General features: G+C 62.6%; 19 protein-coding genes. 9 read left to right on the top strand and 10 right to left on the bottom strand.

The features are described 5' to 3' along the window. Positions 1–2: 2 nt before the first annotated feature. Positions 3–866, bottom strand: a complete 864-nt coding sequence (locus ABRP87_RS05990) for a MetQ/NlpA family ABC transporter substrate-binding protein (RefSeq protein ID WP_023016795.1) — start codon at positions 864–866, stop codon at positions 3–5. 136 nt (positions 867–1,002) lie between these two features. Between ABRP87_RS05990 and ABRP87_RS05985 the strand changes: the two genes are divergently transcribed. After that, positions 1,003–4,122 (top strand): error-prone DNA polymerase, encoded by a 3,120-nt coding sequence (locus ABRP87_RS05985; RefSeq protein WP_349868053.1) that lies wholly within the window; start codon positions 1,003–1,005, stop codon positions 4,120–4,122. A gap of 164 nt (positions 4,123–4,286) precedes the next feature. On the opposite strand, the gene ABRP87_RS05980 is transcribed toward ABRP87_RS05985, so the two are convergent. Then, on the bottom strand, positions 4,287–4,505 hold the full coding sequence (locus tag ABRP87_RS05980; RefSeq protein WP_502879287.1) for a helix-turn-helix domain-containing protein: 219 nt from the start codon (positions 4,503–4,505) through the stop codon (positions 4,287–4,289). Continuing rightward, the gene (locus ABRP87_RS05975) at positions 4,498–5,046 is read right to left on the bottom strand and encodes a hypothetical protein (RefSeq protein WP_349868052.1); all 549 of its coding nucleotides are present in this window, start codon (positions 5,044–5,046) and stop codon (positions 4,498–4,500) included. The genes ABRP87_RS05980 and ABRP87_RS05975 overlap by 8 nt, the downstream gene beginning before the upstream one ends. 112 nt (positions 5,047–5,158) lie before the next feature. On the opposite strand from ABRP87_RS05975, the gene ABRP87_RS05970 reads away from it, so the two are divergent. Both ABRP87_RS05970 and ABRP87_RS05965 read left to right on the top strand, forming a co-directional pair. Then, entirely contained in the window at positions 5,159–5,620 is a 462-nt protein-coding gene (locus ABRP87_RS05970; RefSeq protein WP_349868051.1) for a PH domain-containing protein, read from the top strand. Beyond that, positions 5,617–6,918, top strand: coding sequence for a PH domain-containing protein (locus tag ABRP87_RS05965; RefSeq protein ID WP_349868050.1), 1,302 nt, complete (start codon positions 5,617–5,619; stop codon positions 6,916–6,918). The genes ABRP87_RS05970 and ABRP87_RS05965 overlap by 4 nt, the downstream gene beginning before the upstream one ends. On the opposite strand, the gene ABRP87_RS05960 is transcribed toward ABRP87_RS05965, so the two are convergent. Further along, the gene (locus ABRP87_RS05960) at positions 6,902–7,372 is read right to left on the bottom strand and encodes a tRNA (cytidine(34)-2'-O)-methyltransferase (protein ID WP_005277253.1); all 471 of its coding nucleotides are present in this window, start codon (positions 7,370–7,372) and stop codon (positions 6,902–6,904) included. The two genes, ABRP87_RS05965 and ABRP87_RS05960, sit on opposite strands and share 17 nt — an antisense overlap. Before the next feature lie 23 nt (positions 7,373–7,395). Between ABRP87_RS05960 and ABRP87_RS05955 the strand changes: the two genes are divergently transcribed. The 3 genes from ABRP87_RS05955 to ABRP87_RS05945 all read left to right on the top strand — a co-directional run bounded on the left by ABRP87_RS05955 (position 7,396) and on the right by ABRP87_RS05945 (position 9,639). Further along, a complete protein-coding gene (locus ABRP87_RS05955) occupies positions 7,396–8,244 on the top strand; it encodes a bifunctional methylenetetrahydrofolate dehydrogenase/methenyltetrahydrofolate cyclohydrolase (protein ID WP_278722798.1) in 849 nt (282 codons plus the stop codon). Further along, positions 8,241–8,555, top strand: a complete 315-nt coding sequence (locus tag ABRP87_RS05950; RefSeq protein WP_023030162.1) for a DUF3017 domain-containing protein — start codon at positions 8,241–8,243, stop codon at positions 8,553–8,555. The genes ABRP87_RS05955 and ABRP87_RS05950 overlap by 4 nt, the downstream gene beginning before the upstream one ends. A gap of 115 nt (positions 8,556–8,670) precedes the next feature. Next, a complete protein-coding gene (locus tag ABRP87_RS05945) occupies positions 8,671–9,639 on the top strand; it encodes an HNH endonuclease signature motif containing protein (protein ID WP_284630445.1) in 969 nt (322 codons plus the stop codon). 300 nt (positions 9,640–9,939) lie between these two features. Here the strand turns inward: ABRP87_RS05945 and metX are convergent, their stop codons facing one another. The 4 genes from metX to ABRP87_RS05925 all read right to left on the bottom strand — a co-directional run bounded on the left by metX (position 9,940) and on the right by ABRP87_RS05925 (position 13,250). Further along, a complete protein-coding gene (gene metX / locus ABRP87_RS05940; protein WP_349868049.1) occupies positions 9,940–11,046 on the bottom strand; it encodes a homoserine O-acetyltransferase MetX in 1,107 nt (368 codons plus the stop codon). Further along, entirely contained in the window at positions 11,043–12,359 is a 1,317-nt protein-coding gene (locus ABRP87_RS05935) for an O-acetylhomoserine/O-acetylserine sulfhydrylase (RefSeq protein ID WP_278722795.1), read from the bottom strand. Before ABRP87_RS05935 ends, metX begins: the two co-directional genes overlap by 4 nt. 82 nt (positions 12,360–12,441) lie before the next feature. Further along, a complete protein-coding gene (locus ABRP87_RS05930) occupies positions 12,442–13,023 on the bottom strand; it encodes an MBL fold metallo-hydrolase (protein ID WP_349868048.1) in 582 nt (193 codons plus the stop codon). Between the two features lie 14 nt (positions 13,024–13,037). Next, positions 13,038–13,250: a hypothetical protein gene (locus tag ABRP87_RS05925; protein WP_349852191.1), complete on the bottom strand. Its 213-nt coding sequence runs from the start codon at positions 13,248–13,250 to the stop codon at positions 13,038–13,040. Between the two features lie 221 nt (positions 13,251–13,471). Here ABRP87_RS05925 and ABRP87_RS05920 point away from each other — a divergent pair, with 221 nt between their 5' ends. Genes ABRP87_RS05920 through ABRP87_RS05910 form a run of 3 tightly spaced genes read left to right on the top strand, consistent with a single transcriptional unit; the run spans position 13,472 to position 17,517 of the window. After that, a complete protein-coding gene (locus ABRP87_RS05920; RefSeq protein ID WP_349868047.1) occupies positions 13,472–16,036 on the top strand; it encodes a nitric-oxide reductase large subunit in 2,565 nt (854 codons plus the stop codon). Then, entirely contained in the window at positions 16,036–16,680 is a 645-nt protein-coding gene (locus ABRP87_RS05915) for a hypothetical protein (protein WP_349862366.1), read from the top strand. The genes ABRP87_RS05920 and ABRP87_RS05915 overlap by 1 nt, the downstream gene beginning before the upstream one ends. Beyond that, entirely contained in the window at positions 16,681–17,517 is an 837-nt protein-coding gene (locus tag ABRP87_RS05910; RefSeq protein WP_502879286.1) for an SPFH domain-containing protein, read from the top strand. 4 nt (positions 17,518–17,521) lie between these two features. On the opposite strand, the gene ABRP87_RS05905 is transcribed toward ABRP87_RS05910, so the two are convergent. Together ABRP87_RS05905 and pdxR are read right to left on the bottom strand one after the other, a co-directional pair. Next, complete coding sequence (locus tag ABRP87_RS05905; protein WP_349852183.1) at positions 17,522–17,719, bottom strand: hypothetical protein; 198 nt, start codon at positions 17,717–17,719, stop codon at positions 17,522–17,524. Positions 17,720–17,755: 36 nt separating this feature from the next. Continuing rightward, the coding region (gene pdxR, locus ABRP87_RS05900) for a MocR-like pyridoxine biosynthesis transcription factor PdxR (RefSeq protein ID WP_349868046.1) at positions 17,756–18,782 on the bottom strand (1,027 nt) is incomplete at its 5' end.

Raw genomic sequence — 18,782 nt, 5'->3', positions numbered from 1 at the left:
GATTAGTCCAAATCTGCTTCGAGCTTGTCCAGGATTTCCTGGAGTTCTTCTGGGGTGCGCTCGACCTCGACGGAGGTGCCTGCGGAGTCCTCGTCGACGCCCTTTTGTACCGCATCGGAGTGCCAGAGCTCGGCGAGTTTCTTGATGTCCTCGTTATCGGCGTCTTCCTCGCGAACGGCGAAGACGTTGATATAAGGCTCTGCCTCCTCGGAGTTCGGGTCATCCTGGAAGACGGCGGTGGCCGGGTCGATGCCGGCGCGCTCCAGGAAGGAGTTATTGATAATCGCCGGGGTGCCCTCGCCGTGCGCGGATGGGGTCTGGGCTGCATCGACCGGCACGACCTTGACCTTGGACTTCTTCTCATCGATGTCCAGCGGGGTCGGGGTGATAAGCCCGTCCTTCTTCAAGGTGATAAGGCCAGCCTGGACCAGCACGTTGATGGCGCGGCCCTGGTTGGTGGAGTCATTCGGAATGGCAACTTCTTCGCCCTCGATGCCGTCGAGGGAGTCGTGGCCCTTCCAGAACAGCGCCAGCGGCACGATTTCGGTGGCGACGATGGGCACCAGGTTGGTGCCGTTGCCGTGGTTGTACTCGGCCAGGAACTTCAGGTGCTGGAAGTTATTGGTATCCAGCTCGCCCTGGTTCAGGGCCTGGTTCGGGGTGTTGTAATCCGAGAAGGACTTGATGTCGATGTCGTAGCCGGCGTCCTTGGCTTCTTGCTCAAAGGCAACCCAGGCCTGCTTTGCATCATCGGTGGTGCCAACGGTGATGGTCTTGTCATCATCTGCGTCGGAGGAGCAGGCCACGAGGCTGGTGGCGGCGACGGTAACGGCGGCGGTAGCGGCCGCTGCGCGACGAATCTGCATGAGGTCCCCTTACATGTAGGAGTTGAAATAAATTGACCGTTTAGCAATCTAGCAATAAGCGAACCGCTTTGTCTATTGAACGTGTCTCATTGCGTCGGGTTGTATAGAACACTAATTCGACACTACCCTGTGAAGGGTGAAATTTAATGGTGGAAAGGCGCTGCCGTGGTCGCGTTTAGAAAGGATACTATCCGGCAAGGACACTGCCGCGCCCGTCGCCGTACATCACCTTGGCGGCGGCGATGAGCCTGTCCAGCGTGGGCACTCCGCCGTGCCCTTTGCGGAGCTGCACGCGGTAAGCTCCTATAGCTTTCTTGACGGTGCCGCCGAGCCGGAAGAGCTGGTCGCCCGCGCCCTAGAGCTTGGCCTCGAGGGGTTGGCCGTCGTGGATCGGGACGGCTTCTACGGCCTGATGAAATTCGCGGAAGCCGCAGCTAAGGCGGGCCTTCCGGCCGTGTACGGCGCAGAGCTTTCCCTCGCGGAAGCCCCGGTGACCGTGCTCGCGCGCACGCCGGAAGGTTATCGCCGCCTCTCGCGCCTTATCGCCCGCGCGCGGATGGACGCCGGTGAGAAGGGGGGTGTCGCGTACCCGCCCCTAGACGCCGTGGCGCGCGAGCTGGAGGAAGAGTGCTTTTTCCTGCTGGGGTGGGAGGCTATGCAAAAAATCGATCACGTTCTCGAAAGAATAAAAATAGACAGCATAGTTCTCGAATATGCGTGCACAATGTCTCCCGAAGATGCGGATCACCACGGTTTTCTGGATAAGTACAATAATCTCCGCGCCATCGCAACCGCTCGACCTGCGGCAGCAACGCGCGACCAGGTAAGGCTCGCCGCTGCCAAACGCGCCTTGGCGCATCGCCAATCCTTAGAGGAAGCCGCACCGGATGCCCACCCGATGGGCGCAGGCTGGATGCGCTCCGGCGAGCAGATGGCCCAGTTGCTCCCAGGCCGGCCCGAGCTTATCGCCGAAACCGTCCGCCTTGCCCGCGAGTGCTCCTTTACCTGGGGTACACTTGCGCCCAACCTGCCGGACTTTGTCGTCCCAGAGGGGCATACCGAGATGAGCTGGCTCGAGCACGAGGTGTGGCGGCGCGGTAAAAAGCGCTACGCCTCGCGCCCGCCCGAAATACAGGCCAGGGCGAAAAAGCAGATGCGGCACGAGCTGGGCATCATCAAGCAGCTGGGCTTTCCGGGCTACTTCCTCATCGTCTGCGACCTGGTGGATTTTTGCCGCCAGGAAAATATCCTGTGCCAGGGGCGCGGCTCCGCGGCCAATTCCGCCGTCTGTTTCGCGCTGGGCATTACCAACGCCGAGCCCATTTCCGCGCAGCTGCTCTTCGAGCGCTTCCTATCGCCGGATCGCGATGGCCCGCCCGATATCGACATCGACATCGAATCCGGCCGGCGCGAGGAGGTCATCCAGTACGTCTACCGCACCCACGGTCGCGACCGCGCAGCACAGGTGGCCAACGTTATTACCTACCGCCGCAAGGGGGCTACCCGCGACGCCGCCCGCGCGCTGGGCTATCCGCAGGGCTCGGCCGATGCGTGGTCGAAGGGCATAGCCGAGGCGCCTGCCGATGTCTCCTTACTCGCCGAGCAATTCCTCGACCAGCCGCGCCACCTCGGCATCCACTCCGGCGGCATGGTTTTATGCGACCGGCCGATCGCGGACGTGGTGCCGATGGAATGGGCCCGCATGGAAGGCCGCTCCGTGCTGCAATGGGATAAGGACGATTGCGCCGCCGCCGGGCTGGTGAAATTCGACCTGCTTGGCCTCGGCATGCTGGAGGCGCTGCACCACATGATCGATGCCGTGCGCGCCACCACCGGCCGCGAGGTGCGCCTGTGGGAGCTCGACCTAGCCGAGCCCGAGGTCTATGACATGCTCTGCCGCGCCGATGCCGTCGGCGTCTTCCAAGTGGAGTCCCGCGCGCAGCTGGCCACGCTGCCGCGGCTCAAACCGCGTTGCTTCTTCGACCTCGTGGTGGAGGTCGCGCTCATTCGCCCCGGCCCCATCCAGGGCGGTTCCGTGCACCCCTACCTGCGCCGGCGCGATGGCCTCGAGCCCGTGACCTATGACCACCCGGTGCTGGAGAAATCGCTGGGCAAGACCCTGGGCATCCCGCTTTTTCAAGAGCAGCTGATGCAGATTGCGGTGGATGCCGCCGGTTTTACCGGCGCCGAGGCCGATGACCTGCGCCGCGCCATGGGCTCGAAGCGCTCGCCCACCAAGATGGCCGCGCTGCGCAGCCGCTTTTTCGAGGGCTTGCGCGCCACCAACGGCATCGACGGTGAGGTCGCGGAGAAGCTCTGGGCCAAGATCACCGCCTTTGCCGCCTACGGTTTCCCGGAATCGCATTCGCAGTCCTTCGCCTCGCTGGTGTATTTTTCCGCATGGTTCAAGCATCACTACCCGGCGGAGTTCTGCGTGGGCTTGTTGCGCGCGCAGCCCATGGGCTTTTATTCGCCGCAGTCGCTCATTCAAGACGCCCGGCGCCACGGCGTGCGCGTGCTGCCAGTGAGCATCAACGACTCCGGCGCGCAGGCCAGGGCGCTGCCGACCGGCGAAATCCGGTTGGGTCTCAACCTCATCAAAGGTCTGGGGGATAAGGCCGCCGAGCGCGTGGAGGCCGCCGCGCCCTTTAACAGCGTCTCCGATCTGTCGCGCCGCGCGGATCTCAGCGTGGAGCAGGTGGAGGCGCTGGCCACGGCGGGGGCGCTGGAGTGCTTGGGGTTGGAACGCCGCCAAGCGCTTTGGCAGGCTGGCGTCGCCGCCACCGAGCGCGAGGGCATGTTGCCCGGCACCTCCGCGCTCGCCTCGCCGCACCTGCCTGGCATGTCGGCCTTCGAGCTGATGGCTACCGATGTCGCCGCCACCGGCGTCACCCACGATAAGCAGCCTATGGAGTTAGTTAGGGCCGCGCTTGGCGATGTCCTGCCTTCCTCCCACCTTCCCCACGTCCCCGATGGCACCCGCGTGCGCATCGCCGGCCTCATTACGCACCGCCAGCGCCCGCGCACCGCCTCCGGCCTGACCTTTTTGGGTGTGGAGGACGAAACCGGCCTGATGAACGTGATGGTCTCGCCCGGGCTGTGGTCCCGCCAGAAGGTGCTCGCCCGCACCGCTCGCGCGCTTATCATCCGCGGCATCGTGCAAAATGCCACCGGCGCGGTAAGCGTGGTTGCAGACAAGCTCGAGCCGCTGGATTTTGGCGATTTCCTCTCGCGCGGCTCCCGCGATTTCCGTTAGTTTTCTCCGCATCGAAGCCCAAAAGCGGTGGCTAGGCCGAGAAAACATCGCCGGCTAGTACTAAGCGCCTGCGGTGAGTTAGTTATCCATTAGGAGTTCTTCCTATAGATTTCCGTGGACATAGGTCAAAGTACTGCATAAACCCAACACTTTGACAAGGTTTTCTATTCCACTTCGAAGATATCGCCCGGCTGGCAGTCCAACGCCGCACACAGTGCCGCAAGGGTGTTAAAGCGCACGGCTTTGGCGCGATTATTCTTCAGGACGGACAGGTTAACTGGCGTGATACCTACCTCTTTGGCGAGCGCCGCTCCGGTAATACCGCGCTCCTCCATTATCCGGTCGAGGTGGCAGATCACCTGGGGTTCTTGCGCCTCAGACAAGGCCTTCGACCTCCTCTTCGAGCTTGCTGCCGCGTTTGATGGCAACTGAGAAGAGCTGGAGGGTGCAGACAAAAAGGTAGGGCAGCGCGAGCTCGCCTAATGAGGATCCGCTCTGGTTGGCCCACCAGTCAATTTCGAGCTGCGAGGAAGCCCAGTTATTGCCCATACCTTCGAGTGGGAAGCGTCCGATAAACCAGACAAGGATTCCGATGGTCATTCCGTTAAGGAAGCGGATGTTTTTCGTATTGAAAACCTGTCCACGAAGCATTGGTTTGACCAAACGGTAGGCGAAGAACGCGATAATCAAGATTCCTGCAATCTTGACGACGAGCCCCGCAGTGAGCATCCAGAATGGCCCGCCGTCGAGGTTGTGCTTGCTTAGGCCTTCCGGGATGGCCGCACTCAGCGCGGTGGAAAAGTGCCCGGTGACAAGGTCGCGCAGGTAGGTGGGGCCGAGGATGACAATGGTGAACAGGCAGAGGGCGGCCGCCGCGGTAATTTCGCGGCGCTCAGTTTGGGAGGTGGGTTGCGGGGTGGTCATGACAATCCTTTCCGTCGACTCCTTATCGACTTTCGATGTTGTCGTAATTCGATAATATTGATTAACGATAAGTTGCGCAAGGGTGCGGGCCCGATTGCTACTGTCAATAGTTATGAGCGAAGAAATGAACCCCGTCTCGCCGCGTTTGGTTAAGGTGCGCTACATCCGCCACTTGGGCTGGACGGTTATCTTCGCCGCGGCGGCCGCAGCGGCAGGGTACTGGTGGACCCCGTGGTTCTACTGGGCGGCGGGACTCTTCGCCGTCCTCTTTTTCTGGCTGATCTGGCTCATCCCGGCCCAGGTGCGCCGCATGGGCTGGTGCGAAACCGACGATGAGCTGCTCATTACGCGCGGCAAGCTGTGGCATTCTTTCACCGTCGTGCCCTACGGCCGCATCCAGTTCGTGGACGTGACCGCCGGCCCCCTCGAGCGCGCCTTCGGGCTCAAGGAGCTGCAGCTGCACACCGCCTCCGCAACCACGGATGCCACGGTGAAGGGTTTGGAAGCCCCGCTTGCCGATGCCCTCCGCACCCGCCTCACCCACCACGCCCGCGAACGGATGAGCGGGCTATGAGTTACCACCGCGTCCACCGCTTGACCCCGCTACTGCGGCTGTGGTCGGTCATCCTGGCCGTCATCGCGGCTTTTGCCTTAAACGTCAATATGGAGGCACTGCGCGGAATCTTTGCCTTCGTTACCGGCGAACACAGCGCGGCAGACCTGCGCGATATTGGCCTCGCGCTGGCCGGGTTCATCGCAGTGTGTGCGGTCGTCTGGCTCGTCTCCGGCGTGTGGTGGCGCCAGATGGGCTACCAGCTGGGCGAGGAGGAACTCACCTTGCGCCGCGGGGTTATTTCGAAGCAGCAGCGCACGGCGCGCTATGACCGCACGCAGGCGGTAGACGTCGTCGAGCCCGTCATCGCCCGCCTCTTCCGGCTCGCGGCCGTGCGCGTGGAAACGGCCGGAGGGCAGTCGTCCGCCATCGAAATCGCCTTCCTGACAAAGCGCGATGCCGAGGCCCTGCGCGCCGAAATCCTCTCCCGCGTCCACGGTAAGCCGCGAGAGCGGCCAGCTGAGGAGCAGCTGGCCGAAGAAGAGGACAACGTCCTCATCCCCGAAATCCCCATCGCGCGATCCCTGGCCGCGGCCGCCTTGCACGCGTCCACGATCGTCCTGCTTGCGGCCCTCGTCTTCCTCGTGGTCACGCCGATGTCCCTGACCATCACGCTGCCCATCCTTTTGGCTACTGTCCCGCGCGCCTGGAACGTGATTGACTCCTCGTGGCGCTATACCGCCAGCCTTGAGGATGGCGTACTCAATATCACCTACGGCCTTGCCGATCGCCGCCGCCAAAACATCCGCCTCGAGCGCATCCACGCCGTCCAGGTCACCCAGCCCTTCCTGTGGCGGTCCTTCGACTGGTACGAAACGCGCGTGTCGGTCGCCGGCTACGGTGGCACGGCCAGCGGCGAGGGATCGGGGTCGACGCGGATCGTGCCCGTCGGCAAGCGCGAGCAAGCCCGGCAATTCCTGCCCGCCGATGCCGCCCTGACCTACGCCTCGCCCGCGCGCGCCAAATGGGTCTCGCCCATCGATTACCGGCAGCAAACCGTCGCGCTGGCCGGTGACTACGTTATCGTACGCGCCGGCCGCTTCAACCGCCGCGTCCAGGCCATCGAGCTGCGCCACATCCAGGAACTCACCCTGCGCCGCGGCCCGATTTCCCAGCTATTCGGCCTAGCCACGGTGGAGCTCGACCTTGTGCAGGGGCCCGTGAAGATGGCGGCGCGCAACCTCGCGCTTGCCGATGCCCACGCCCTCCTTAACCGCCTGCGCTCCCGCGACCTGCCAGAACTTACACCGCTCCCTTAAAACCAAGCTGGCGCCAGGCCTCAAAGACCGCGGTCGATGCGGAGTTGGAGAGGTTCATCGAGCGCCTGGCCGGGACCATCGGAATGCGCACCTGATCGGTGATGCGCGGATGGTTGACGTGCTCATCTGGCAGGCCAGTTGGCTCCGTGCCGAAGAGCAGTACGTCGCCGTCCTGGTACTCCACGTCCGTAAACCACTTATCCGTATGCGTGGTAAACGCGAAAACGCGCGCGCCGGGCAGCGCCTCCATGCACGCGTCGAAATCCTTATGAATCTGCACATCTGCCAGGTCGTGATAGTCCAGCCCAGCGCGCTTTAAGTGCTTATCGTCAAAGTTAAACCCCAGCGGCTCAATCAGGTGCAGGCTCGCGCCCGTTACCGCCGCGGTGCGAATGGCATTGCCGGTATTGGTGGGAATGACGGGATTATCAAAGACGATGTGCAGCTGGCTCATGCCTTCAGTCTAGGATGGGGGCTATGAGCGCTACCAAACTAGATGGCACCTTGTACCGTGACGAGATTTTTGCGGACCTCGCCGAGCGCGTGGCCGCCCTGAAGGATAAGGGGATAACCCCTGGCCTGGCCACCGTTCTGGTGGGTGAGGACCCAGGCTCCCAGTCCTATGTAAAGATGAAGCACCGCGATTGCGAAAAGCTGGGTATTAATTCCATTCGCAAGGACCTGCCGGCGGATATTTCGCAGGAGGAGCTCGAGGCGGTCATCGATGAGCTCAATGCCGATGACGCCTGCACCGGCTACATCGTCCAGCTCCCGCTGCCCAAGCACCTGGATGAAAACGCCATCCTCGAGCGCATTGATCCGGAAAAAGACGCCGATGGCCTCCACCCGGTCAACCTGGGCAAGCTCGTGTTAAACGAGGAAGCCCCGCTGCCGTGCACCCCGAATGGCTGCCTGCACCTGCTGCGCCGCTTCGGCGTGGAGCTGAACGGCGCCAAGACCGTCGTCATCGGCCGCGGCGTGACCGTCGGTCGCCCCATTGGCTTGATGCTGACCCGCCGCAGCGAGAACTCTACGGTCACCCTGTGCCACACCGGCACGAAGGACCTCGCCGCCGAAACCCGCAATGCCGATATCGTCATCGCCGCCGCCGGCCAGCCACACATGCTCACCGCGGACATGATTAAGGAAGGCGCCGCGCTTCTCGATGTCGGCGTGTCCCGCGTCGACGGCAAGCTCACCGGCGATATCGCCCCCGATTGCTGGGATAAGGCCGGATACGTCTCGCCCAATCCAGGCGGCGTCGGACCGCTCACGCGCGCCTTTTTGGTACGCAACATCGTTGAGCGCGCGGAAAAGCTGGCGTGAATTTAGACAATCCTCACGACGCGCACCTGGCACCGTCCCCGCTGCCTGCTTCCGTGCAGTGGGTGGCCATCGGGCTCTTCATCGCCGGGGTGGCTTTGTCCGGCGGCTACGCCATTTTCGAGTATTGGCGCAGGGCCACCTTCTTGCTCGGGCTCGCGCTGCTGTGGCTGACGGTGGTGCGCCTGACGTGTGATTCGAGCCGCGTCGGCGTGCTGGCGGTGCGATCGCGCCGCTTCGATGCCACGTTTACCGGCGTCATCGGCGCGCTGATGGCCTTTCTCGCCTACTCCGTGGACGCGCTGGGCAGCTAGTTATCCACAGGTGATTGTTTCAGTATCACCAATCTGCGGCGTGTCGCGTGCTTATCCACAGCCGCAGCACTCTTGGCCTCGCGCCCGCCGCTACCCGCGGTTTAGGCTCGGGGCCATGATTTCGGATTACCTCGCAGCAATCAACTCCCCGATGGCGCTCATCGGGGAGTGCGCTGGGCTATCCGAAGCCGAATTGATAGACCGCGGCTTCAGCGATAAAGAGGCCGCGGAATTCGCGCGCTTGGCGGATACGTATTTTGGCAGGACATCGTTTAGCGCAAAGCAGCGCGCCGCCCGTACCACCGCGCTCCCGCTCGATGCGCTGAAAATCATTGAGGTGCACGCGCAGAAGTTAAAGACCCAGCGCGCGGCGTGGGCCCTGCGCGAGGAGTTGTGCCGGCTCAACGTTTCTACCAGCGAGATAGAAAAGCGCGCCCGCCGCCGCGTCAAGGAGGAGCGCACACAGAAGCGCGCGGAGGGCGTACGGCTTACCCGCCGCACCGATGACCTGTGGACGCTGACCATCACCGCGGAATCGGACTTGGTGGCCGAGATTAATAACCACGTCTCCACCGTGGACGATGCGCGCCGGGTCTTTGCAGAGGGCGCAGCTACCTCCACCATCACCACCAACGTGGTCCTAACCCTGGATGACATGGTGAAGGTCACCCACGGCGAGGACGAGGTCACCCTGCAGCTGACCAACGGCGCCACCATCACCGGTGCGCAGCTAGCGGAGCGCGCGCTTGCCGATGCCGGCCTCATCACCCTCATCCACCCCGTCACCGGTCCCGTGAACCTGTACCACACGCGCCGGCTGGCCACCTGGAAGCAGCGACAGATGGCGATGGCGGAAAATCCGGTGTGCCCGTGGCCCGATTGCCATATTCCGGCCGATGAATGCCAGGTTCACCACCTGCAACCGTGGTTGCTCGGCGGCGAGACCAATGCTGAGAACCTGACCATCGCCTGCAAGTATCACAATGCCGTTAACGACGATGACCCGAATGCCCCGCCCCGTCGTGGGCGCTTAGAGCGCCGCCCACATGAAGGTATCGTGTGGCGCCCGCCCTGGGCCCGATAAAAAACATCGCCGAAGCCAGCGCAGTAAATGCTGCGCCGCTTCGGCGATCCTTCTGTATGCCTTCTGTAAAGAGTCCTGGCTAGCTACACATCGCGCCCCTCGATCCGGACCCCGCCACTGCCTGCCTCGCGCCGCGCCCCGTTCGTGTGCCGGACCACCCGCGACAGTAAACCCGTGCGCCATATGATGAGAGTCCTACCAGTGGAGTGCCGGGGCCGTGCGTCGAGCCACCAGCGACCGTAAACCGCTAGCGTAGACGGTGCGGATTTGCGCACCGCGCCGGCGTGCAGGTGGGGTTGGCTAGATGGCGTAGTCGATCGTGCTGTCCACGTCCAGCGGGTGCGGTTGGGACAGGGTGAGGAAGTTGCGCAGGATGCGGTCCATTTGGCGCGATTCCGTGAGGAATGCATCGTGGCCAACGGGTGAGACTACCTTCGCCATGGCCAGCAGATTGCCCAGGTTGCGCGAGAGGTGTTCCTGCTGGTGATACGGATAAAGGATGTCCGTGTCGACGCCCACGACCATGGTCGGTACCTGTGAAGAACCGAGCGCGCGGTTCAGGCCGCCGCGGCCGCGGCCGATGTCGTGGCGGTTGAGGGCCTCGGTAAGCGTGACGTAGGAACCGGCATCGAAGTGATCCGCCAGCTTCGAGCCCTGGTAATCCAGGTACGAGTTCACGGCGAAGCGCTGGTCGTGCCGGCGATAGGGCCCCAGCGGCTCTTCGCCGGTTTGGGCCTGAACACCAAAGCGCTCATCGATTTCCTGCTCGCCGCGATACGTCAAGTGCGCGATGCGTCGCGCTGCCGCCAGGCCCTCGCGGGGGCGCTGAGAGGAGGAATAATAGTCGCCGCCGTGCCAGAAGGGATCGCGTTCAATCGCGGAAATCTGCGCCGATTGGATACCGATCTGCCACGCGGAGGCGCGCGCGGAGACGGCAATAACGCATGCAGCATCGACCGCATTCGGGTACATCAGCGTCCATTCCAAGGTGCGCGCACCACCCATGGAACCACCGATGATCGCATGCACTCGCGTTATCCCGAGTTCTTCTAGCGCCTTTTTCTCTGCGGCCACCAAATCGCGAATGGATAGAGCCGGAAAGCGGGATCCCCAACTGCGGCCATCCGCATGCGGGGAAGAGGGGCCGGTGGAGCCATTGCAGCCGCCGAGTGCGTTCATGGCGATAACGCACCACTTCGTCGTATCGAGCGCCTTGCCTGGGCCAATGAGATCGCACCACCACTCGGCCACATCGGCATTGCCGGTCAGTGCGTGTTCCACCAAGATGACGTTATTCCCGCCGTGCGGATCGCCGAGGAAATGGCCGAAGCGGTGGTAGGCGATGTGGGCATCGGAAAGCGTGGCGCCTGCTTCGGTGCGAAAATCGCCGATACTTATACAGCTCATGCCAGTGCGTTAAATCCCAGTTCGAGGTCAGCAATGATGTCGTCGATATCTTCAATTCCCACGGACAAACGGATGGTGGACTGCGCAATACCCGCCGCGGCTAGGGCGGCGTCATCGGACTGCGAGTGCGTGGTGGTCGCCGGGTGAACCGCCAGCGAGCGGGTATCGCCGATATTGGCGAGGTTGGAGTGAAGTTTTAGGGCATCGATGAACGCCCATGCTTCCTCGCGCCCGCCGTCAATATCGAAGGACAGTACGGAGCCGGTATAGGAGTAGCCCAGCTTCTCCTTGACCTTCTTATACGGCGAGGAATCCAGGCCGGCGTAGTTGACCTTTGTTACCTTGGCGTGGCCTTCCAGGTACTCGGCCACGGCCTGGGCGTTGGCATTGTGCTTGTCGATGCGCAGCCCTACCGTCTCAATGCCATTAAGCGTCAGCCATGCATTGAACGGGGAAATGGCGGCGCCGGTATCGCGCAGCAGGCCGGCGCGGGCCTTGAGCGCGAAGGCGGGGGCGCCGAGGTCGGCGTATTTTAGGCCGTGGTAGGCCTCGTCCGGGGTGACGAAGTAGGGGAATACTGGCTTGCCGTCGCGCTCGACGGTCCAGTCGAAGGAGCCGCCGTCGATAATCGCGCCGCCCACGGCAGAACCGTTGCCGGTGTAGAACTTCGTGGTCGAAACCACGACGATGTCCGCGCCCAAGTCGAGCGGGCGGGCCAGCGCCGCGGTGGCGATGGTGTTATCCACGATGAGTGGGACCTGGTTAGTGTGCGCGACCTCGGCGATGGCTGGGATATCGAGGACATCGGCTACTGGGTTGCCAAAGGTCTCGCCGTAAAAGGCCTTGGTATTGGGCTGCACGGCGTCCTGCCAGGATTGGGGATCATCCGGGTTTTCCACGAGGGTGACGTCGATGCCAAGCCGCTTGAGTGTGACGGTAAAAAGCGTGGAGGTGCCGCCGTAGAGGCGCGGGGAGGTAACGATGTGATCGCCTGCCGAGGCGAGGTTGAAAATGGCCGCGGTCTCTGCGGCCTGGCCGGAGGCAAAGGCCACGGCGGCCACGCCGCCTTCAAGGGAGGCGAGGCGCTCTTCCAGCGCATCCTGCGTTGGGTTGGTCAGGCGGGTGTAGATGGGGCCTGCATCGGAGAGGTTAAAGCGGTTGGCCGCGTGCTCGGCGTCATCAAAGACGTACGAGGTGGTTTGGTAAATCGGCACGTTGCGGGAGTTGTGCGCACCGTCGAGGTTTTGGCCTGCGTGAACGGAGCGGGTAGCGAAGGACCAGTCTGCGTTGGAGTTATCGTATTTCGTCGTCATGCCACGCAAGACTAGACCAAGCGGTATGTAACGTACAGCACCCCGCTGCGAAACCGCAGGATAGTCAGAGAATAAAAATAGACTAAGCGGTAAATTTTTCGCCTGGATTTAGCCGCTTATAGCCCTGTACTCCGGCTTTGGTGAGCATGGTGTCGAAGGCGGTGCGGCCGACATCGGAAAGCACGGCGTCATGGATGGGGATCGTGACCGCGGCGCCGACACGCTGGGCATAATCGGCGGCTTCCGCGGCCTTTACCCACGGCCCAGCGATGGGCAGGAGCAGCACGTTTGCGGGGTGATCGATGTACTGATCGCCTGGGTGGAGCAGGCCGCCCAAGTAGTAGCCCACGTTGGCCGGGCGCGGAATATTCGGGTGGATCGGTGCGTGTTGGCCGCCGAGTACCTCGATGTCGAGGCCGGCGACGGTGATGGTCTCGCCCGGTGAGACCGCGGTACCGCGCCCCAGCTGTTCGCAGGCTTCGGCGGGCGCCCAGAGTGGGGCATCGGGAAGCCGGTCCGGGTCTAGGTGATCTGCATGCGCATGGGTAATGAGCACCGCATCGGCGTCGGGGATGGTGGGCGTCATAGTGCCGGGATCGATGAGGATACGCCCGCCCGGCGCCGCAACGGCGACGCAGGCGTGGCCAAGCAAGCTAAATTCCATGCGCCCCAGCCTATCTACTGCGGGTCTTTCTCGTCCTTGCGGCGAAATAGGTACCAGAGCCCGAGGATCGCGCCGAAGAGCAGGATTGCCGAGGCGATAAAGACCATGGCGACCACCATCGTGCGGTGCGGATCGTTTAAGAAAATCATGCAAACGATGGCGGCGAGGAAGATCGCGGCGAATAACGTGATGAGCCAATTGCGCTTGGTGTGCTCTGCGAATGTCATGCATTAATTGTTACGGAAAAACCGGGGGTAAACAAGCTGGGTGGGCATTCTGGGGGCGGAACCCGGCTATATGGTGCACCGATTTTTCCAATAGTGACCGCGTGCGGGCCGTCTAATGAGGGTGAATGGGGGTAGGGGTCTTCCGTTCGACTATTTAACACCGCTTTATCCGTTCATAATGATGTATGTCGAACTCTCTACAACTGTGAAAAGGACACTTTATGGCCACCACCACGACTGGGGTTGAAGACCGGAAGAAACCGGTCCTCAAGGTGAGCAACGTGTGGGTGCAGGGCATCGCCCTCGTCATGATCTTTGGCTTTTTGGTCATGGGATTTTTGGCGTACCGCACCTATGACGCATCCATGCCGTTGCCGGAAAAGATTGTCTCCGAATCCACGGGCGAAACGGTCCTCACCAAGGACGAAATCACTAACGGCCAGGCGCTGTACCAAGCCCGCGGCCTGCAGCAATACGGTTCCGTGCTGGGGCACGGTGCCTACCTGGGCCCTGACTATACGGCGGAGTACCTGCGCCGCGCCCTCGACCATGCCCGCGAGGAAAACGACGCGAACGGTATCCCCGATTTCATTGATTCCTCCGCCACTCCCGAAGAGGCCGTGGTAGAAGAATTCCGCACCAACCGCTATGACGAAGAAACGGGCGTGCTGGAGTGGACCGATAACCAGATTTCGGCATTCGAGGCCAATAAGGACTACTACGCGCAGTACTTTGGCCCGGATTCCCACAACAGTGGCTTGCCGTCGGACTTTATTACCGATGAGCAAGACATCAATAACCTCGTTGGTTTCTTTGGCTGGACCGCGTGGGCTTCGGCGGCAGAGCGTCCGGGCCAGGACTATTCCTATACCAATAACTGGCCAGCGGAATCGCGCGTGGACAACGGTCCGACCGCGGATCTAGTGGTGTGGTCGGTGCTCTCGCTCATCGCGCTCATCGGCGGTACCGGCCTGATCTTTGCGATTTACGGCCGGTGGTCTAAGTCCATCGGTTGGCACTCAGAAGAGGCGCCGAACCTGGACTTTAAGCAGCCGGGTGAGGTCGGGCTGACCAAATCGCAGAAGGTGGTGGCCTGGTTCGTCCTGGTCATTGCGTTGCTGTTCTTGATCCAGGCGCTGCTGGGTGCGGCGAGCCAGCACTATCGCACGGAACTAACCGGCTTCTTTGGCATCCCGCTGCAAGAAATCCTCCCCTATAACGTCTCGCGCACTTGGCACGTGCAGCTCTCCCTCCTGTGGACCGCCGGCGGGCTCCTAGCGGCCGGTATTTTCTTGGCCTCGTTCGTGGGCAAGAAGGAACCGAAAAAGCAGGATTGGCTCGTATGGTTCCTGCTCGGCGCCATCGCGGCCGTGGTCTTTGGTTCCATGGCCTTTGAATGGCTTTCCACCATGGGCTACATCGAAGAGGGCACGCTATTTTCCCAGCAATGGGAATACCTGGACCTACCGCGCTTCTTCCAGGTGCTGCTGACCATCGGTATGTTCGTGTGGATTGGCATCATCTACCGCCAGCTGCGCGGCCGCCTGAAAAACGAGCATAAGTCCAATATGCCGTGGCTCTTCTTCTACGCCGGCCTGGCCATCCCAGCGTTCTACGCAGTGGGCAACCTGGCGGGATCGGAAACCCACATCTCCGTCGCAGAGTTCTGGCGCTTCTGGGTGGTCCACCTGTGGGTAGAGGACTTCCTCGAGCTTTTTACCACCGTGATGGTGGCCTACGTCTTCGTCCTGCTCGGCGTGGTCCGCGAAAAGATCGCCCTGGGCATCATCTTCTTGGACGTCATCCTCTATTCCACCGGTGGCGTGCTGGGCACGATGCACCACCTGTACTTCTCGGGCACCCCGGTCGAGCACATGGCCCTGGGCGCATTCTTCTCGGCCGCCGAGGTCGTGCCGCTGACCCTGTTGACCGTTGAGGCATGGACCTTCATGCAGCTGGGATCCCGCCAGCGCGCCTCGGGCGAGCGCCCCTTCCCGCACCGCTGGGCGGTCATGTTCCTGGTCTCGGTCGGTTTTTGGAACTTCTTGGGCGCGGGCATCTTCGGCTTCCTCGTCAACCTGCCCATCGTCTCTTACTACGAAATCGGTACGGCGCTTACCGCCAACCACGCCCACGGCGCGATGATGGGCGTCTACGGATTCCTGGCCGTGGGCCTGTCGGTCTTTGCGCTGCGCTACCTCATCCCCAAGGATAAGTGGTCCGATAAGGCCATGGGCTGGGCCTTCTGGCTGCAAAACCTGGGCCTGTTGTGGATGGTGGTCATTTCGCTCCTGCCGCTGGGCATCATGCAGCTCTACGAATCCGTCGGATCGGGCTACGTGGAAGCGCGGTCACTGGGCTATATCACCCAGCCCGGCAACTTCATCATGGAATGGCTGCGCCTGCCTGGCGATGTCATGTTCCTCCTCGGCGTCCTGCCCTTCCTCTGGATGGCGCTGCGCGGCGTGCTCTACAAGAAGGAGATCCCAACGGTGGAGGAGCACCCAACCAACCCGCTGTTTAGCATCATCACCCCAGACGAGGACGACCACGCGGGCGAGGTCCCCGTGGGTTCCTCGGTGGGGCTGGTTTCGGGCGGCAAGGGGCGCGTCGACAAGCGCAGCTCCACGGGCCGGCGCTACGGGTACATCGATGAGCGCGGTTCCTTCGTGGAGGAGGAAGATCCCGATGCCGAGCGCGGCGATTCCGCCACCGCGCCGCGCCAGGAATTTGAATCGCGCACCAAGTGGGGCGGTACCTACCGCTCGGATAAGAAGGACGACTAATGCCGGGTGCATTTACCGTACTATCCGCGTGCTACGGGCTCTTCCTGCTCGCAGTGGCCTGGGTATTCGACCTGCTCGCGCAACAAACCGCCAACCGCACCATGTCCAACCAATCCGGCACGTTCCGGTACTTGGAAGACCACGATGCTTGGCGATGCCCCGAAGATCACTGGCTCTGGCCCTCCAGCTTCGACCCGGAAAACCGCGTCATGCGCTACCGTGCGAACCCGACCGTGTGCAATACCTGCCCGGTCAAGCAACAGTGCACGGTCTCGCACCACGGCCGGGAGGTCACGCGCCAGTTGGACCCGTGGCCACACTCGGATTCGGGGCGCTTCCACCGCGGCATCGCGCTGGCGGTGGCGGCGATGGGCTACCTGCTGCCGTTGGCCTCGCTGATTAGCCATCATTCGCCCGCGGAGGTGGCGTTGACGCTGGCCACGGTGCTCATCATTACCGGATTCGGCGTGTACCCGCTGGCTCGCCACCTGTGGAATACGCCCTCGAACGCGCCGCAGCTGGTGGTGCCGGAGATGGATAACCGCGAGGCGGAATTGGCGGCGCAGGTTGATCGCTATGGTTCGAAGTACGGAAAATCCACGCGCTATCGCTCGGTGCGTCAAGAACTGGAAGGGGAAGTCTAAGTGTCCGCTCCCGTATTCTGGCCGATTGTCATCGGCATCATCATCGCCCTCATCGGGGTATTTTTGTCCTACTCGCTCAAGGTGATTAAGCAGTATGAGCGGGGCGTGACCTTCCGCTTTGGCCACCTGCGGCCGATGTTGGAGCCGGGGCTGCATTTCTTGCTGCCGGGCATCGATAAGCTGGAGCGCGTGGATTTGCGCGTGGTGACGCTGACGATTCCGCCGCAGGAAATCATCACCAAGGATAACGTGTCCGTGCGCGTGAATGCGGTGGTCATGTTCGAGGTTACCGATTCGAGCAAGGCGGTCCTCGAGGTCGAAAACTACGCCGTGGCCACCTCGCAGATTGCCCAGACCACCCTGCGTTCGCTCCTGGGGCGGGCGAGCCTGGATGACCTGTTGGCCCACCGCGAGGAGCTCAACGAGGACTTGGCGGCGATCATCAACGGCCAAACCGAACGGTGGGGCGTGCTGACCCGCATCGTAGAGATTAAGGACGTTGAGATCCCAGAGATGATGCAGCGCGCCCTGGCGCGCGAGGCGGAGGCGGAGCGCGAGCGCCGCGCCAAGGTTATTTCGGCCCACGGTGAGCTGCAGTCCTCCCGCGAGCTGCGCGAGGCCGCAGAGGAGCTGGGCAAGGCTCCGGCGGCGCTGCAGCTGCGCTACCTACAAACGGTGCTGGAGCTTGGCGCGGACCAAAACTCCACCATCGTCTTCCCGCTGCCCATAGACATCATGGGCGGGTTCATGGAAAACCTGGGCACCTTTAATAAGGGCTTTAAGGAATTCAGCGAAAACTTCTCGCAGGCGGTGAATGCGGAAAAGCCTGCGGACTAGGCTCTTAAGAATGCGGCCCCTGCCCAGCGGAGGGGCCGCTTTTCTGTGCCTCTCGAAGCTGCGCGATGTCCTGCGAATTTTGCTTTATATCGTTGGAATTGCGCGCGACCTGCACGACTAAATAAATGACACCGGCTATAAGTCCGATGAAGATAGCCAGCGGGATGAGTATCAGCAGAAGCTCGAACGGGCCAAGCGTCATTCCTACGCCTTTCTATGCAGGGATTTTAATTTCAGGCTAACACTCGCGCAGAGCTGCGGCGACTGCGCTCAGGCTGCGGCGCAGGTCGTCATCGCTTAAGTGGCCAAAGCCTAAAACGACGCCGTCTTCGGCGTCCACGCCGCCCCAGTATTCGCGCAGCGGGGTCAGCTTGATGCCGCGGGCGGCGGCGCGCGGGACGATGGCCGGATCGCAGAGCAAAACCGCGTGCAGGCCGCCGTTGATGGGCAGCAGGCGCGCGCCGGGGAGAGTGCCCAGGGCGTCGGCCACGAGGTCGCGGCGGCGCTTATAGGTCCGGCGCATGCGGCCGGTGTGACGCCGTAGCGCCCCGCTGGCCAGGTAGTGGGCGAGCGCGGCCTGTGGGATGGTGCCAACCGGCTGGCCAAAGATGTCGCGCTGCTTGTCGATGCCCCCGCGCAGCCCATCCGGGACCACCACATAGCCGCAGGCGATGGACGGCGAAATCACGGTGGAAAAGGTTCCGAGCAATACGGTGCGCTCTGGGGCGAGCGCGGCGAGTGCTGGCAGCGGCTGACCCACGTAGCGTAGCTCGGAATCGAAATCATCCTCGATCAGCAAAGCGCCGTGCTGGCGGGCCCAGGCCACGAGTTCGGCGCGGCGTTCGGCCGGCAGCGATGCGCCATACGGATACTGGTGGCTTGGGGTCACGATGAGCGCGTCGAGGTCGGTATCGGGAACGGTAACGCCATCGGCATCGGTGGGCACGTTCACCAACTCATGACCGAGTGCCTGCGGGATGCGGCGCAGGCTGGGGTAGCCGGGCGATTCGACGCCGACGCGCAGCGCCGTACCGAGCGTGCGCAGCACTAAAGCGAGGCCATCGCGGGCACCGGCGGTGACGACGATGCGGCGCGGATCTACCCGCAGCCCGCGCATGTGGCGCAGGTGGTTGGCTATGTGGTGGGGGAGTGGAGGGGCATCGGAAAGCGGCTGGGCGGCGGCACCGCGCCAGGCGGCGCGCCATTCGGGGGTGATGATGCCGGCGGTATCGGGCAGGCCGGGCGTTAGTTCCAAAAGGCTGTCT

It is taken from the genome of Corynebacterium sp. KPL2830 (genome assembly GCF_040225635.1).
Taxonomy (GTDB): domain Bacteria; phylum Actinomycetota; class Actinomycetes; order Mycobacteriales; family Mycobacteriaceae; genus Corynebacterium.
This window is presented reverse-complemented; position numbering and strand designations above follow the sequence as displayed.

What these genes read in the sequence shown, in the direction of transcription:
- ABRP87_RS05975 (WP_349868052.1), bottom strand. Translation starts at nt 5,046, where the DNA reads ATGACCACCCCGCAACCCACCTCCCAAACTGAGCGCCGCGAAATTACC.
- ABRP87_RS05945 (WP_284630445.1), top strand. Translation starts at nt 8,671, where the DNA reads ATGATTTCGGATTACCTCGCAGCAATCAACTCCCCGATGGCGCTCATC.
- ABRP87_RS05925 (WP_349852191.1), bottom strand. Translation starts at nt 13,250, where the DNA reads ATGACATTCGCAGAGCACACCAAGCGCAATTGGCTCATCACGTTATTC.
- ABRP87_RS05955 (WP_278722798.1), top strand. Translation starts at nt 7,396, where the DNA reads ATGAGCGCTACCAAACTAGATGGCACCTTGTACCGTGACGAGATTTTT.
- ABRP87_RS05930 (WP_349868048.1), bottom strand. Translation starts at nt 13,023, where the DNA reads ATGGAATTTAGCTTGCTTGGCCACGCCTGCGTCGCCGTTGCGGCGCCG.
- ABRP87_RS05915 (WP_349862366.1), top strand. Translation starts at nt 16,036, where the DNA reads ATGCCGGGTGCATTTACCGTACTATCCGCGTGCTACGGGCTCTTCCTG.
- metX (WP_349868049.1), bottom strand. Translation starts at nt 11,046, where the DNA reads ATGAGCTGTATAAGTATCGGCGATTTTCGCACCGAAGCAGGCGCCACG.
- ABRP87_RS05920 (WP_349868047.1), top strand. Translation starts at nt 13,472, where the DNA reads ATGGCCACCACCACGACTGGGGTTGAAGACCGGAAGAAACCGGTCCTC.
- ABRP87_RS05965 (WP_349868050.1), top strand. Translation starts at nt 5,617, where the DNA reads ATGAGTTACCACCGCGTCCACCGCTTGACCCCGCTACTGCGGCTGTGG.
- ABRP87_RS05990 (WP_023016795.1), bottom strand. Translation starts at nt 866, where the DNA reads ATGCAGATTCGTCGCGCAGCGGCCGCTACCGCCGCCGTTACCGTCGCC.
- ABRP87_RS05935 (WP_278722795.1), bottom strand. Translation starts at nt 12,359, where the DNA reads ATGACGACGAAATACGATAACTCCAACGCAGACTGGTCCTTCGCTACC.
- ABRP87_RS05970 (WP_349868051.1), top strand. Translation starts at nt 5,159, where the DNA reads ATGAGCGAAGAAATGAACCCCGTCTCGCCGCGTTTGGTTAAGGTGCGC.
- ABRP87_RS05905 (WP_349852183.1), bottom strand. Translation starts at nt 17,719, where the DNA reads ATGACGCTTGGCCCGTTCGAGCTTCTGCTGATACTCATCCCGCTGGCT.
- ABRP87_RS05960 (WP_005277253.1), bottom strand. Translation starts at nt 7,372, where the DNA reads ATGAGCCAGCTGCACATCGTCTTTGATAATCCCGTCATTCCCACCAAT.